This window comes from Streptomyces sp. NPDC013455, assembly GCF_040632975.1.
Classification (GTDB): Bacteria; Actinomycetota; Actinomycetes; order Streptomycetales; family Streptomycetaceae; genus Streptomyces.
Map to the genome: position 1 here is coordinate 106,028 of NZ_JBEYCX010000010.1, position 13,839 is coordinate 119,866.

Sequence of the window (13,839 nt, forward strand, 5' to 3'; positions counted from 1 at the left end):
ACGGCGTAGCGGTGCCCGGCGTGACGCGTACGGCGTGGCGGGGACGGCCCGGGCGATCGAGGTCCGGCCGGTGCCCGGTGCCCGGTGCCCGGTGACTGTGGCCCGGCCGGTACGTCGTGTCCGGGTGCTCGCCGCCGCTCCGCCCCCCGGCCCACCGGCCGTCCGCTCCCCGGGTGACCCGGCCGCGCGGCACCCCGTTCACCCCGGCGCCCCGCGTTTGGCTGATCGCATGATCAGCCCACTTGTCACGTGTCGAAGCCTCGCGGTGCTGCTCGCCGCGGCGACGCTCGCCCCGGCGGCCGGCACCGCCGTGGCCGCCGTACCCGCCGTGTCCACGGCCCGCGCCGGCCGGGGCGCGGCCTCGCCCGCACCCCCCGTGCCCCTCTCCGACCTCGTCCCCGGTGTGCCCCCGGGCCCCGCCCAGCCCTGGCAGATCGACACGCCCGACCAGGCGTTGCCGCCGAAGGTGTACACGCCGACGAAGGCGGAGGACGCCGTCGAGCCGAAGGGCGCGGCGCCGGGGACGTACGACCTCATCGAGTACGTGCCGCTGGGGGACGCCGTCGGCAAGGTGTCGTGCAGCAAGCAGACCGGGCCCTACCAGAAGCAGGTCGAGAAGTGGCTGAAGCTGACGGTGGACGGGAAGCAGTCCGCCGCCGACTGCAAGGCCATCCGGGCGTTCCAGGTGAAGTACAAGATCAAGCCCGCCATCGGCTTCGCCGGCCCCGTCACCTGGTCGACCATGATGCTGCTGTCGGCCGGGAAGAACCCGAACGCCGCCGGGAAGTGCCCGGTGAAGTCGTACCGTGTCGCCTGCGTCGACCTCGACCGGCAACTCACCTGGGTGCAGAAGGGGAGCAAGGTGGTCTTCGGGCCCGTTCCCATGCGCAGCGGGCGGAAGGGGTACGCCACCCGCAAGGGCTGGCACACCGTCTACTGGCGGCACAAGAACCACTGGTCGACGTTGTACGCCCAGCCCATGCCGTACGCCCAGTTCTTCGACGGCGGCCAGGCCTTCCACGCCGTGTACGGCAGCATCCACACCACCGTCGGCTCCATGGGCTGCGTCAACCTGGAGCTCGGTGACGCTCGCAAGCTGTGGGACGTGCTGAAGAAGGGCGACAAGGTGTACGTGTGGGGGCGCCGGCCGGGTACCTGAGCGGGGCGGGGGGCGGCGCCGGAGGGCGGTCGGCGGCCTCTGAGAGACTGGGGGCGCGATGAGTGAGACAGCAGCTGTGCCGACCGCCGCCCTGCGCGCCCGGGCCGAGATCGATCTGGGCGCCCTGCGCGCCAACGTGCGGGCCCTGCGCGCCCGGGCGAAGGGCGCCGCCGTGATGGCCGTCGTCAAGTCCGACGCGTACGGCCACGGGGCGGTGCCCTGTGCCCGCGCCGCGCTCGCGGCCGGGGCGAGCTGGCTCGGCACGGCCACGGCCGAGGAGGCCCTGGCGCTGCGCGCGGCCGGGCTGCCCGGCCGCATCCTGTGCTGGCTGTGGGCGCCCGGCGGCCCCTGGCGGCAGGCGATCGAGGCCGACATCGACGTGTCGCTGAGCGGAATGTGGGCCCTGCGCGAGGTCACCGCCGCCGCCCGCGAGGCCGGCCGGACCGCGCGCGTGCAGCTCAAGGCCGACACCGGCCTCGGCCGCAACGGCTGCCAGCCGGGCGAGGACTGGGCCGAGCTGGTGGGCGCGGCCCTGCGCGCGGAGGCCGAGGGCCTGGTCCGGATCACCGGGCTGTGGTCGCACTTCGCGTGTGCCGACGAACCGGGGCACCCCTCCATCGCCGCCCAGGTCGACCGGTTCCGGGAGGTCGTGGCGTACGCCGAGGAGCAGGGCGTGCGGCCCGAGGTGCGGCACATCGCCAACTCGCCGGCCACCCTCACGCTGCCCGGCACCCACTTCGACCTGGTCCGCACGGGCATCGCGATGTACGGCGTCTCGCCCAGCCCGGAGCTGGGCACCCCGGCGGACTTCGGGCTGCGCCCGGTGATGACGCTCAGCGCCTCCCTGGCCCTGGTCAAGCGCGTCCCGGGCGGACACGGCGTCAGCTACGGCCACCACTACGTCACCCCGGGCGCGACCACCCTCGGCCTGGTCCCCGTCGGTTACGCGGACGGCATCCCGCGGCACGCCTCGGGCACCGGCCCGGTGCTGGTCGACGGCAAGTGGCGGACGGTCGCCGGGCGGGTGGCCATGGACCAGTTCGTGGTGGACCTGGGCGGCGACGAGCCCCCGGTGGGCACCGAGGCGGTGCTGTTCGGACCCGGCGACCGGGGTGAGCCCACCGCCGAGGACTGGGCGCAGGCGTGCGGCACGATCGCGTACGAGATCGTCACGCGCATCGGAACGCGCGTTCCCCGCGTCTATGTGAACGGGGAAGAACTCGGGTAACCCGTTCCGAGCGGCGCCCCGGACCACCGGTGACGGCGGTCCCGCGCGGGCGCGGCGGCACCACCTGTTCCACCCCACCCAGGCGAACGGCAGTACGGCGAAGAGGAGCGGTACGTGAGCGAGAGCAGCGCGGAGGCCGTGGCGGACGTCGTCGCCTCGGCGGCCGCCGCCTCCGCCGCGGGGGCGGCCGGGAGCTGGCGCAGGGCGACCGGCATCGCCGGTGCCGCGATAGGCGTCCTCGCCGCGGGCGCGGCGGCCGGCGTCGCCATCGAGCGGATGACGGTGGGGCGCGGGATGCGCCGCAAGGCCCGGCTGGCGCTGGACTCCGCGGGACCGTACGGCACCCTGCGCGGCACCCCCGGCAAGGCGTACGCCGACGACGGCACCGAGCTGTACTACGAGGTCGACGAGACCGAGCCCGACCCGGGGCCGCACGTCTCGCCGCGCCGGCGCCGGCTCTTCGGCCGCAAGGCGCCCGCCCCGGTCACCGTCGTCTTCTGCCACGGCTACTGCCTCGGCCAGGACGCCTGGCACTTCCAGCGGGCGGCCCTGCGCGGGGTCGTCCGGACCGTGCACTGGGACCAGCGCAGCCACGGGCGCTCCGGGCGGGGCGTGGCCCAGATGCGCGACGGGGTGCCGCTCACCATCGACCAGCTCGGCCGGGATCTGAAGGCCGTCCTCGACGCCGCCGTACCGGACGGGCCGGTGGTGCTGGTCGGCCACTCGATGGGCGGCATGACCGTGATGGCGCTCGCCTCCGAGTATCCGGAGCTGATCCGCGACCGGGTCGTCGCCACCGCCTTCGTCGGCACCTCCTCCGGGCGGCTCGGCGAGGTCAACTTCGGGCTTCCGGTGGCCGGCGTCAACGCGGTGCGCCGGATCCTGCCCGGCGTGCTGCGGGCGCTCGGACAGCAGGCGGAGCTCGTGGAGAAGGGACGCCGGGCCACCGCCGACCTGTTCGCCGGGATCATCAAGCGGTACTCGTTCGCGGGCCGGGACGTCGATCCGGCGGTCGAGCGGTTCGCGGAGCGGATGATCGAGTCCACGCCGATCGACGTGGTCGCCGAGTTCTACCCGGCCTTCACCGACCACGACAAGACGGAGGCGCTCGGCTGCTTCCGGGACATGCCGGTGCTCGTGCTGGCCGGCGTCCAGGACCTGGTCACGCCCAGTGAGCACAGCGAGGCCATCGCCGACCTCCTGCCCGACGCCGAACTGGTGCTCGTGCCGGACGCCGGTCACCTGGTGATGCTGGAGCACCCCGAAGTGGTCACCGACCGCCTCGCCGACCTGCTCACCCGCGCGGGCGCGGTGCCCGCAGGGGCTACCGTAAGTGGCTATGGAAGCACCAGCAGCACCGCACCACCCCGCTGAGACCCGGCTGACCGTCACCTCCCCCGAGCAGATGCGCGAGCTGGGCCGCCGACTGGCCGAGCTGCTGCGCGCGGGCGACCTGGTGATGCTCACCGGCGAGCTCGGCGCGGGCAAGACCACGCTGACCCGGGGGCTCGGCGAGGGCCTGGGCGTGCGCGGCGCCGTCACCTCGCCGACCTTCGTGATCGCCCGGGTGCACCCGTCCCTCGTGGACGGCCCGCCCCTGGTGCACGTCGATGCCTACCGGCTCTCCGGCGGCCTGGACGAGATGGAGGACCTGGACCTCGACGTCTCGCTGCCCGACTCGGTGGTCGTCGTCGAGTGGGGCGAGGGCAAGGTCGAGGAGCTGACCGAGGACCGGCTCCAGGTCCTCATCCACCGGGCGGTGGGCGACACCACCGACGAGGTGCGGCACGTGACCGTGGCCGGGCTGGGGAAGCGGTGGGCCGACGCGGGCCTGGAGACGCTGGCCGGCTGAGGCTGCGCGACCGCCGCCGGCCGGGTGAGGCCGCACAACCGCCGCCGGCCCCGCCAGGTGCCGGCCGGGGCCGGGAAACGTTCCGACAAGCTGTCGGAACCGTATTGCGCAGGACGTACCGGGCGTGGTGACATGGTGGCCAGCCCGTAGTTAGGTGTACCTAACTACGCCCGCCCCCGCACCTCAGGAGGCGTCCATGACCGCACCGCGGCCCCCGCGGCAGCCCCGGCCCGCCGTATCCGGCGGCGTATCCGCCGTGTCCGCCGTGTCCGCCGTGTCCGCCGGGTCTGCCGGGTCTGCCGGTGTCTCCATGCGCGACCTGCTGGCGTCCTGCGCGGCGGCGGACGCCGTCTCCCGGCCGCCGCGCGACCCGGAGCCCCGGCGGCTGCCCGAGCCGGCGCAGGAGCGGCCGGAGGCGGCCTGAGGCGCGGCGCGCCGCCCGGCCCGCGCGCCGGCCGCCGCCGGTCAGCGGATCACCACGACCCGCACGCCGATCGTCGCGAACCGCCACATCGCGTCCCCGTCCCGCCGGGTCTCCCGGATGCCGCCCGTCCGCACGCCCGGGTCGGCCGCGCGGGGCACACCGTCGACCGCCGCGCTGAACCCGATCACCACCCCCTCCACGCTGGTGAACCGCACCACGTGCTCGATGGGGGTGCCGTCGGTGCCGGTGACCGCGTTCGAACGGGAGGTGACCCAGTACACGCCCGGCGGCGGGTCGACGGTGCCCGGGGTCACCCGGAAGGTGCGCTGTACCCGGTTCCCGGCGCCGACCAGCCACACCCGGTCGTCGTCCACCGAGTACACGACCCGTTCACCCGATCCGGAGCCGCCCGGCAGGGCGGTCGGGTTGTGCCGGTCGCGGGGCGCCTTCGTCACCACCGCGGCGGGCGAGGCGTGCGCCGCCGGCTTGCCGCCCGGGCCCGGGCCGGTCTCCTCGGCCCGGTGGGCGAGGAAACCGACCGTCCCCAGAGCCGCCGCGGTGAGGCCGGCCACGATCACCGAGCTGGTCCCTGCCACCTGCGCCCACCTCTGCCTCGCGCCATATGTCGTACTTCGTACAGACCGTAGCAGCCGGTAACCGTTCGTCCCGGACGGCCGTGCCCGAGCCGCGGGCGCCGTAGGCTGTTCGCGTGCTCTTGCTCGCTCTGGATACCGCAACACCCGCCGTCACCGTCGCGCTGCACGACGGCAGCGACGTCATCGCCTCGTCGAGCCAGGTGGACGCGCGCCGGCACGGCGAGCTGCTGCTGCCGGCCGTCGACCGGGTCCTCACCGAGGCCGGTCTGAAACTGGAGGCCGTCACCGGGATCGTCGTCGGCACCGGGCCCGGCCCCTACACCGGCCTGCGTGTCGGCCTGATGACCGCCGACACGTTCGGCCTGGCGCTCGGCGTCCCGGTGTACGGCGTGTGCACCCTGGACGGCCTCGCCTACGCCGCCGACATCGAGACGGGCCCCTTCGTCGTGGCGACCGACGCCCGCCGCAAGGAGGTCTACTGGGCGACGTACGCCGACTCCCGCACCCGCCTGACCGGCCCGGCCGTGGACCGCCCCGCCGACATCGCCGAGCAGGTCGCGGGGCTCCCGGCGGTCGGCGCGGGCGCGCTGCTCTACCCGGACACGTTCCCGAGCGCCCACGAACCCGAGCACGTGTCCGCCGCCGCCCTCGCCTCGCTCGCCGCCGGCAAGCTGGCCGCGGGCGAGGACCTCCCGGCGCCCCGGCCGCTGTACCTGCGCCGGCCGGACGCCCAGGTCCCCAAGAACTACAAGGTGGTCACGCCGAAGTGACCGTGCGACTGCGCGAGATGCGCTGGTGGGACATCGACCCGGTCCTCGTCCTGGAGAAGGACCTGTTCCCCGAGGACGCCTGGTCCCGGGGCATGTTCTGGTCCGAACTGGCCCACGCCCGGGGCGCCGGGGCCACCCGGTGCTACCTCGTCGCCGAGTCCGGCGACGACGGCCGGATCGTCGGGTACGCGGGCCTGGCCGCCGCCGGTGAGCTGGCCGACGTCCAGACCATCGCCGTCGCCCGCGACCACCAGGGCACCGGCCTCGGTGCCCGCCTGCTGACCGAGCTGCTGCGCGCGGCGACCGCGTTCGAGTGCCACGAGGTGATGCTCGAGTGCCGGGTCGACAACGTCCGCGCCCAGCGGCTCTACGAGCGCTTCGGCTTCGCCCCCATCGGCTTCCGGCGCGGCTACTACCAGCCGGGCAACGTGGACGCCCTGGTGATGCGCCTGACCGACCCTTCCGCATCCGTACAAGGAACCGAGATCAATGGCTGACTCCCGCGACGAGCCTCTCGTACTCGGCATCGAGACCTCCTGCGACGAGACCGGCGTCGGCGTCGTCCGCGGCACCACCCTGCTGGCGGACGCCGTCGCCTCCAGCGTCGACGAGCACGCCCGCTTCGGCGGCGTCGTGCCCGAGGTGGCGTCCCGGGCGCACCTGGAGGCGATGGTCCCGACCATCGACCGCGCCCTGAAGGAGGCGGGGGTCTCCGCCAAGGACCTCGACGGCATCGCGGTCACCGCCGGCCCCGGCCTCGCCGGCGCGCTCCTGGTCGGTGTCTCGGCCGCCAAGGCGTACGCCTACGCCCTCGGCAAGCCCCTGTACGGCGTCAACCACCTCGCCTCGCACATCTGCGTGGACCAGCTGGAGCACGGGCCGCTGCCGGAGCCGACGATGGCCCTGCTGGTCAGCGGCGGCCACTCCTCCCTGCTGCTGTCGCAGGACATCACCTCCGACGTCCGCCCGATGGGCTCGACCATCGACGACGCGGCCGGCGAGGCCTTCGACAAGATCGCGCGCGTGCTCAACCTGGGCTTCCCGGGCGGTCCGGTCATCGACCGGTACGCGCGCGAGGGCGACCCGGCGGCGATCGCCTTCCCGCGCGGCCTCACCGGCCCGCGCGACCCCGCCTACGACTTCTCCTTCTCCGGTCTGAAGACCGCCGTGGCCCGCTGGATCGAGGCGAAGCGGGCGGCCGGCGAGGAGGTCCCGGTCCGCGACGTGGCCGCCTCCTTCCAGGAGGCCGTGGTCGACGTGCTGACCCGCAAGGCCGTCCGGGTGTGCCGGGACGAGGGCGTCGACCACCTGATGATCGGCGGCGGTGTCGCCGCCAACTCCCGGCTGCGCGCGCTCGCCCAGGAGCGCTGCGAGGCGGCCGGTATCCGGCTCCGGGTGCCCCGGCCCAAGCTGTGCACGGACAACGGCGCGATGGTGGCCGCGCTCGGCGCCGAGATGGTCGCCCGCAACCGGGCCGCCTCCAGCTGGGACCTGTCCGCCGACTCCTCCCTGCCGGTGACCGACCCGCACGTCCCGGGCCACGACCATGTGCACGAGGTCGGCGAGGAGAACCTGTACTCGTGACGGTGGCGCTGATGTGGGAGGCCCGGGCCGCCGAGGGGCGTGGCGCCCAGCTGCTGGCCTGGGTGCGGCGGCAGGAGCTCACCCCGGCCCCGCTGCGCCGGGAGACCCTCCGGGCGCCGCAGGACCGGGTCCTGGTCATCACGTGGTGGGACGCCCCGTACGACGCCCCTCTCCCCGAACTGCCCGAGCCGCCCGCGGAGTCGGTGACCCGGGCGGTGCACCGCTGGCGCTTCGAGGCGGTGGCGGACGGCTGAGCCGTGTTGAGGGAACGGCCCCGACTGCGCTATGATCATCACACAGCGAACGGCCGGAACTCCGGTACGGACGCAAGTGCGTTGGTGGTCCAAGGAAAGACGTCCCGCTTCCTGCGGGGAGATGCAGGTGCAAGGCCTGCCCGGCGCTCCACTCGACACCCCGCCCCCGGGTCACCGGAGGCGGGGTGTCGGCGTTTCCGGGGTCGGTCCGTGCCGAATGTTTCGGTTCAGGCACCGACTGTTCGATGGCCGGTCCGGCGGCGGGAGCTACGTCCCGGCGCCGCGCGGGGATACGATCCCGGACATGAAGCCTTCGAAGCCCGCGCAGTCGCAGACGGCGACACTTGCCGAGATCGCCCGTGAGGCCGGGGTGTCCGCTCCGACTGTTTCGAAGGTCCTCAACGGCCGTGCGGACGTCGCCCCCGCGACCCGCAGCCGCGTCGAGGAGCTGCTGCGGGCCCACGGCTACCGCCGCCGCCGTGCCGAGGCATCCCGCTCGCCCCTGATCGACCTGGTCTTCCACGAGCTGGAGAGCGCCTGGGCGATGGAGGTCATCCGCGGTGTGGAGAACGTCGCCCGGGACGCCGGACTGAGCGTGGTCCTGTCCGAGTCGGCCGGCCGGCTCACCCCCGGGCGGACCTGGGCCGACCAGGTCGCCGCCCGCCGCCCGCACGGCGTGGTGCTGGTGCTGTCCGGACTCGACGAGTCCCAGCGGGCCCTGCTGACCAGCCGCTCCATCCCCTTCGTGGTGATGGACCCGGCGGGCGACCCGGGCCCGGACGTGCCGTCCATCGGCGCCACCAACTGGCAGGGCGGCCTGGCCGCCACCCGCCACCTCGTGGAACTCGGGCACACCCGGATCGGTGCGATCAGCGGCCCGTCCCGGATGATGTGCAGCCGGGCCCGCGTGGACGGCTACCGGGCGGCCCTGGAGACGGCCGGGCTGCCCGTCGACCCCGGGCTCGTGCTGACCGGCGACTTCCACCACGACGCCGGCTACCGCCTGGGACTGGAGCTGCTGCGCCGCCCGGACCGGCCCACCGCCGTCTTCGCGGGCAACGACCTCCAGGCGCTCGGGCTGTACGAGGCCGCCCGCGAACTGGGCCTGCGCATCCCCGAGGACCTCAGCGTGGTCGGTTTCGACGACCTGCCGGTGGCCCGCTGGGTGGGGCCGCCGCTGACGACCGTGCGCCAGCCGCTGACCGAGATGGCCGAGGCCGCGGCCCGGCTGGTGCTGGAACTCGGGCGTGCCGAGGAGGAGCGGGCCGCGACCCGGGTGGAGCTGGCGACGAGTCTGGTGGTGCGCTCCAGCACGGCGGCGCCTGCCGTGGCCGGAAGTTGACGTATTGACGGGTGGGGTGTCCGCCCCCACACTCCTCCGAAGTCAATCGGTTGTACGACCGAAACTTTCGGAGGCACCCGCCATGAGATCCTCCAGAACCTCCCTGCGGGCCGGCCTGGCCGCGCTGGTCGCCGCCGTGGGCCTGTTCGCCGCCGGCACGGGGACCGCCCGGGCCGCCGACACCCCGCTGCGCGACCTCGCCGCGGCCAAGGGCAAAGTCCTCGGCACCGCCGTCACCGGATCCAAACTCACCGGCACCTACGGCGACATCACCGGCACCCAGTTCAGCGCCGTCACCCCCGGCAACGCCATGAAGTGGGAGAGCGTCGAGCCTGCCCGGGGCAGCTTCAACTGGACCGAGGCCGACCAGATCGTGGCCTTCGCCCAGGCCCACGACCAGCAGGTACGCGGCCACACACTGGTCTGGCACAGCCAGAACCCGGGCTGGCTGACGGACGGCAGCTGGACCTCCGCCCAGCTGAGCGACCTGCTCCGCAGCCACATCGACACCGAGGTCGGCCGCTACAAGGGCCGGATCGCCGCCTGGGACGTCGTCAACGAGCCCTTCAACGAGGACGGCACCTACCGCTCCACCCTCTGGCACGACGGCCTCGGCCCCGGCTACATCGCCGACGCCCTCACCTGGGCGCACGCGGCCGACCCGGACGCCGACCTGTACATCAACGACTACAACGTCGAGGGGGTGAACGCGAAGTCCACCGCCCTGTACAACCTGGTCAAGTCCCTCAAGCAGCAGGGCGTCCCGATCGACGGCGTCGGCCTCCAGGCCCATCTGATCCTCGGCCAGGTGCCCTCGACGCTCCAGCAGAACATCCAGCGCTTCGCCGACCTGGGCGTGGACGTGGCGATCACCGAGCTGGACGTCCGGATGCAGCTGCCGGCCGACAGCGCGGAACTGGCCCAGCAGGAGGCCGACTTCAAGTCCGTGGTGGCCGCGTGCGCCGCCGTCGCCCGGTGCGTCAACGTCACCGTGTGGGGCTTCACCGACTCCGACTCCTGGGTGCCGGGCACCTTCCCGGGCTACGGGGCGGCGACGCCGTACGACGAGGACTACCGGCCGAAACCGGCGTACTACGGCATCGCGGAGGCACTGGGCGGCGGCGGTACGACCCCGCCGCCGACGGGCGCCTGCACCGCCGCCTACACCGTCACCAGCCAGTGGAACACCGGCTTCACCGGCCAGGTGAGGATCTCCTGCTCCGGTGCCTCGCTGTCCTCCTGGAAGGTGAACTGGACCTACGGGGCGGGCCAGCGGATCACCCAGGCGTGGAACGCCACCTGCACCCAGTCCGGCACGGCGGTGTCCTGCGCCAACGCCTCCTACAACGGCTCGGTGCCGGACGGCGGTTCGGTCACCTTCGGATTCAACGCCTCCTGGAGCGGTACCAATCCGGTGCCGGCGGTGACACTCGGCTGAGCCGCCGGATGAGAATTTCCCGAGAATCCGCCTCCCACGGCTGCCGCTAACACTCCCTTCATAATCCGGACGTACGTTCCTGCCGTGACGCGACACGAGGAGCGGGGCGACGCGGGCGGACCGGCGGGCCGGCGGTCGAGAGCGCTGAGGATCGCCGGCCTGGCCCTGGCGGGCGCCCTGGTGCTGGCGACGGCGGCGGCCGGCTGGGCCTACCGGCACCTGAACGACAACATCACCGGCGTCGACATCGACAACGCGCTCGGTGACGACCGGCCCGCCCGGGCGGTGGTCACGCCGTCCACGACCGCCTCGGGCACAGCCTCGCCGCTGCCCACCGGCTCCCTGAACATCCTGGTCCTCGGCTCGGACTCGCGCAGCGGCACGGCCAACCGGGAGCTGGGCGGCGGCGACGGCTCCGGCGCCCGGTCCGACACCGCGATGGTCGTGCACATCGACGCCGGCCGGACCGGCGCCACCGTCGTCAGCATCCCCCGCGACACGCTCGTCACCCGCCCGTCCTGCCCGCTGGCCTCCGGCGGCACCACCGCGGTGGCGTACGGCGCGATGTTCAACAGCGCCTACTCGGTGGGCGGTCCGGTGTGCGCGGTCAAGACCGTCGAGTCGCTCACCGGCGTCCGCATGGACCACTACCTCGAAGTGGACTTCTCCGGCTTCGCCGAACTGGTCGACGCGCTCGGCGGGGTCGACGTCACCACCACCGAGGACATCGACGACGACCAGAGCCATCTGCGTCTGGAAGCCGGCACCCACCACCTCGACGGCAAACAGGCCCTGGCCCTGGCCCGCACCCGGCACGGCATCGGCGACGGCAGCGACCTGGGCCGCATAGGTCTCCAGCAGACGCTGGTCAAAGCGCTGCTGGAGCAGATGGCCGGCACGGACCTGCTCACCGACCCGGCCGCGCTGTACCGGGTCGCCGACGCCGTCACCACCGGCCTCACCACCGACACCGGCCTGGACTCCCTGGGCGAACTGGTCGGTCTCGGCCGGAGTCTGAAGGGGCTCACCGCCGGCCGGGTGGAGACCGTGACCATGCCGGTCGTCACGGCGCCCTCCGACCCCAACCGGGTGATCGCCGACGAGCCCGCGGCGAGCGAGCTGTGGGCGTCCCTGCGCTGAGCCGCACAACCCTTCGGCCGGCCCGCCGGTCTGCTGCGGTGACACCACAGCCGTACACCTGGGGGTACTCCGTTGTTCCGCTCGCGTTCCCACGTCCGCTGGGCGCTGCCGCTGGCCCTGGGGCTGTCCGCCCTGGGGCTCGCAGTGCCGGCCGCGTCCGCCGCCCCGCCGCCCGGCACCGCACCGGTGCGCGACGACTTCGACGGCGACGGCTACGCCGACCTGGCCGTCGGCGCCCCGCACGGCACGGTCGGCGGCCAGAGCAGGGCGGGCTACGTCACCGTGCTGTACGGCGGCCCGCACGGGGTGTCCACCGGCCGGCGCACGGTGGTCAGCCGGGCCACCGCCGGCATTCCCGGCAGCCCGGCCAAGGGCGAGCGCTTCGGCGTCCAGGTGTCCAAGGGCGACCTGGACGGCGACGGGTACGCGGACCTCGTCGTCGGCACCGGCTCCGCGCGCGCCGACGCGGTCGTGGTCTGGGGCGGGCCGCGCGGCCTGGCCGGCGGCAGGCAGATCCCCGCCACCGACACCCAGACCGGCGACTTCGACGGCGACGGGCGTCTCGACCTGGCCCTGTTCCGCACCGGCTTCGCCCCCGGCGACGACCCCGTCGGCACCACCGCCACCCTCTGGACGGGCCCGGTGGGGCGCAGCGGCACCCCCGCCGCCCGGACCCCGCTCGACCCCGACGGCCTGCGGTCCGTGGACGTCCACGACGGAGCCACCGGCGACCTCGACGGCGACGGCCGCGCCGAACTGGCCCTGTCCGTCTACTGCGGAGACGGCAGCCACTGCACCCGCCTGTACGTCAACGGCCCCTCCGGCCTCACCCCGACCCAGTCCTACCCCGCCGGAGACGGTCCGGTGGCGTTCGGCGACCTGAACGGCGACGGCTACGACGACCTCGTCACCACCTACATCGCCGACGAACGGATCTGGGTGGCGTACGGCTCCGCCACCGGCCTCTCCCCGGTCGGCACGTGGCGGGCGTACTGGCAGAACACGCCCGGGGTGCCCGGCACCGCGGAGACCGGCGACCGGTTCGGCGCCTCGGTCGCCGTCGGCGACGTCACCGGCGACGGCTTCGCCGACGTGGCTGTCGGTGTGCCGGGGGAGAACGGCGCCGCCGGCGCGGTCGACGTGCTGCGCGGCAGCCGCACCGGCCTGACCGGCACCGGCGCCCAGGCCTTCACGCAGAACACCCGGGGCGTCCCCGGCACCGCCGAGCGCAGCGACGCCTTCGGCGGGGCCGTCCGCCTCCTCGACCTCGACGGCGACGGGCGGGCCGAACTGACCGCCTCCGCCGCCGGCGAGGACGGCGGCAACGGGGCGGTATGGGTGCTGCGCGGGCGCCCGTCCGGCCTGGTCACCGACGGTGCCCTGGTCTTCGGCGGCAAGGCGGTCAAGGCGCCGTACACGAAGGCGGCGTTCGGTTCCGAGCTGAAGTAGCGGCGGGCCGCCCCGTCGGGTGATCCGGGCGGCGTGCCGTGCCGACCCGGCGGCGCGAGGGGCGGCGGAAAAAAATCCGGGGAAATTCCCCCGCCCGTGTCGATCCGGGCGGGTGCCGTTCGACGTAGGGGTGAGCGGCGGGGAACGGCCCCGCCGCCGCTGCCGAAGGAGTCACCATGCCCCGCTACCTGTCGCTCGTGCGCATCGACGAGTCCGCCGCGCCCGCCGGGGGCCCCGGCCCGGAGCTGATGCGGCGGATGGGTGAGCTGATCGAGGAGATGACGAAGTCCGGTGTCCTGCTCGACACCGCCGGGCTGACCCCGTCCGCCGAGGCGGCCCGGGTGGACTGGGACGGCGAGAAGGCGTCCGTCACCGACGGGCCGTTCACCGAGTCCAAGGAGGTCGTCGGCGGCTACGCGCTCATGCAGTGCAAGGACCGGGCCGAGGCGCTGGAGTGGACCCAGCGCTTCCTGAAGATCCACGGCCCGGAGTGGCGGCTCGCCTGCGAGCTGCGGGAGATCGCCGAGGGCTGAGGCCGTTTGGCCCGGTGGCCCGCGGGGTGTTGCATGTGGGCTGTGGAACCACAGCCCACGACGACACAGC

General features: G+C 74.1%; 14 protein-coding genes. 13 read left to right on the forward strand and 1 reads right to left on the reverse strand.

Going from position 1 to position 13,839, the window contains the following annotated elements:
• Positions 1-229 precede the first annotated feature (229 nt).
• The 4 genes from ABZ576_RS18270 (at position 230) to tsaE (ending at position 4,239) form a co-directional block, all read left to right on the forward strand.
• Positions 230-1,159 carry a L,D-transpeptidase gene (locus ABZ576_RS18270; RefSeq protein WP_360741288.1) on the forward strand — a complete coding sequence of 310 codons (930 nt, stop codon included), beginning with the start codon at positions 230-232 and terminating at the stop codon, positions 1,157-1,159.
• A 58-nt stretch (positions 1,160-1,217) separates the two neighbouring features.
• A complete protein-coding gene (gene alr / locus ABZ576_RS18275; protein WP_360741290.1) occupies positions 1,218-2,387 on the forward strand; it encodes an alanine racemase in 1,170 nt (389 codons plus the stop codon).
• Between the two features lie 114 nt (positions 2,388-2,501).
• Positions 2,502-3,761 carry an alpha/beta hydrolase gene (locus ABZ576_RS18280; protein WP_360741292.1) on the forward strand — a complete coding sequence of 420 codons (1,260 nt, stop codon included), beginning with the start codon at positions 2,502-2,504 and terminating at the stop codon, positions 3,759-3,761.
• Positions 3,727-4,239, forward strand: coding sequence for a tRNA (adenosine(37)-N6)-threonylcarbamoyltransferase complex ATPase subunit type 1 TsaE (gene tsaE / locus ABZ576_RS18285; protein ID WP_360741294.1), 513 nt, complete (start codon positions 3,727-3,729; stop codon positions 4,237-4,239). Before ABZ576_RS18280 ends, tsaE begins: the two co-directional genes overlap by 35 nt.
• Before the next feature lie 465 nt (positions 4,240-4,704).
• Here the strand turns inward: tsaE and ABZ576_RS18290 are convergent, their stop codons facing one another.
• Entirely contained in the window at positions 4,705-5,259 is a 555-nt protein-coding gene (locus ABZ576_RS18290; RefSeq protein ID WP_360741296.1) for a hypothetical protein, read from the reverse strand.
• A 113-nt stretch (positions 5,260-5,372) separates the two neighbouring features.
• Between ABZ576_RS18290 and tsaB the strand changes: the two genes are divergently transcribed.
• The 9 genes from tsaB (at position 5,373) to ABZ576_RS18335 (ending at position 13,769) form a co-directional block, all read left to right on the forward strand.
• Entirely contained in the window at positions 5,373-6,029 is a 657-nt protein-coding gene (gene tsaB, locus ABZ576_RS18295; protein ID WP_360741298.1) for a tRNA (adenosine(37)-N6)-threonylcarbamoyltransferase complex dimerization subunit type 1 TsaB, read from the forward strand.
• 17 nt (positions 6,030-6,046) lie between these two features.
• Positions 6,047-6,526, forward strand: coding sequence for a ribosomal protein S18-alanine N-acetyltransferase (gene rimI, locus ABZ576_RS18300; RefSeq protein ID WP_360741553.1), 480 nt, complete (start codon positions 6,047-6,049; stop codon positions 6,524-6,526).
• The gene (gene tsaD / locus ABZ576_RS18305) at positions 6,519-7,613 is read left to right on the forward strand and encodes a tRNA (adenosine(37)-N6)-threonylcarbamoyltransferase complex transferase subunit TsaD (RefSeq protein ID WP_360741300.1); all 1,095 of its coding nucleotides are present in this window, start codon (positions 6,519-6,521) and stop codon (positions 7,611-7,613) included. The genes rimI and tsaD overlap by 8 nt, the downstream gene beginning before the upstream one ends.
• A complete protein-coding gene (locus ABZ576_RS18310; RefSeq protein WP_360741302.1) occupies positions 7,610-7,867 on the forward strand; it encodes a hypothetical protein in 258 nt (85 codons plus the stop codon). Before tsaD ends, ABZ576_RS18310 begins: the two co-directional genes overlap by 4 nt.
• A 304-nt stretch (positions 7,868-8,171) precedes the next feature.
• Entirely contained in the window at positions 8,172-9,209 is a 1,038-nt protein-coding gene (locus tag ABZ576_RS18315) for a LacI family DNA-binding transcriptional regulator (protein WP_360741304.1), read from the forward strand.
• A gap of 82 nt (positions 9,210-9,291) precedes the next feature.
• Positions 9,292-10,647 carry an endo-1,4-beta-xylanase gene (locus tag ABZ576_RS18320; RefSeq protein WP_360741306.1) on the forward strand — a complete coding sequence of 452 codons (1,356 nt, stop codon included), beginning with the start codon at positions 9,292-9,294 and terminating at the stop codon, positions 10,645-10,647.
• An 84-nt stretch (positions 10,648-10,731) separates the two neighbouring features.
• Positions 10,732-11,787 carry an LCP family protein gene (locus tag ABZ576_RS18325; protein WP_360741308.1) on the forward strand — a complete coding sequence of 352 codons (1,056 nt, stop codon included), beginning with the start codon at positions 10,732-10,734 and terminating at the stop codon, positions 11,785-11,787.
• Between the two features lie 72 nt (positions 11,788-11,859).
• A complete protein-coding gene (locus ABZ576_RS18330; protein WP_360741310.1) occupies positions 11,860-13,236 on the forward strand; it encodes an FG-GAP-like repeat-containing protein in 1,377 nt (458 codons plus the stop codon).
• Between the two features lie 176 nt (positions 13,237-13,412).
• Positions 13,413-13,769 carry a YciI family protein gene (locus ABZ576_RS18335; protein WP_360741312.1) on the forward strand — a complete coding sequence of 119 codons (357 nt, stop codon included), beginning with the start codon at positions 13,413-13,415 and terminating at the stop codon, positions 13,767-13,769.
• The last annotated feature ends 70 nt before the right edge of the window (positions 13,770-13,839 follow it).

Bases quoted from the DNA above. Each gene is read 5' to 3' on its own strand.
- tsaD (WP_360741300.1), top strand. From the start codon at position 6,519: ATGGCTGACTCCCGCGACGAGCCTCTCGTACTCGGCATCGAGACCTCC.
- alr (WP_360741290.1), top strand. From the start codon at position 1,218: ATGAGTGAGACAGCAGCTGTGCCGACCGCCGCCCTGCGCGCCCGGGCC.
- ABZ576_RS18335 (WP_360741312.1), top strand. From the start codon at position 13,413: ATGCCCCGCTACCTGTCGCTCGTGCGCATCGACGAGTCCGCCGCGCCC.
- ABZ576_RS18315 (WP_360741304.1), top strand. From the start codon at position 8,172: ATGAAGCCTTCGAAGCCCGCGCAGTCGCAGACGGCGACACTTGCCGAG.
- ABZ576_RS18320 (WP_360741306.1), top strand. From the start codon at position 9,292: ATGAGATCCTCCAGAACCTCCCTGCGGGCCGGCCTGGCCGCGCTGGTC.
- ABZ576_RS18270 (WP_360741288.1), top strand. From the start codon at position 230: ATGATCAGCCCACTTGTCACGTGTCGAAGCCTCGCGGTGCTGCTCGCC.
- tsaE (WP_360741294.1), top strand. From the start codon at position 3,727: ATGGAAGCACCAGCAGCACCGCACCACCCCGCTGAGACCCGGCTGACC.
- rimI (WP_360741553.1), top strand. From the start codon at position 6,047: ATGCGCTGGTGGGACATCGACCCGGTCCTCGTCCTGGAGAAGGACCTG.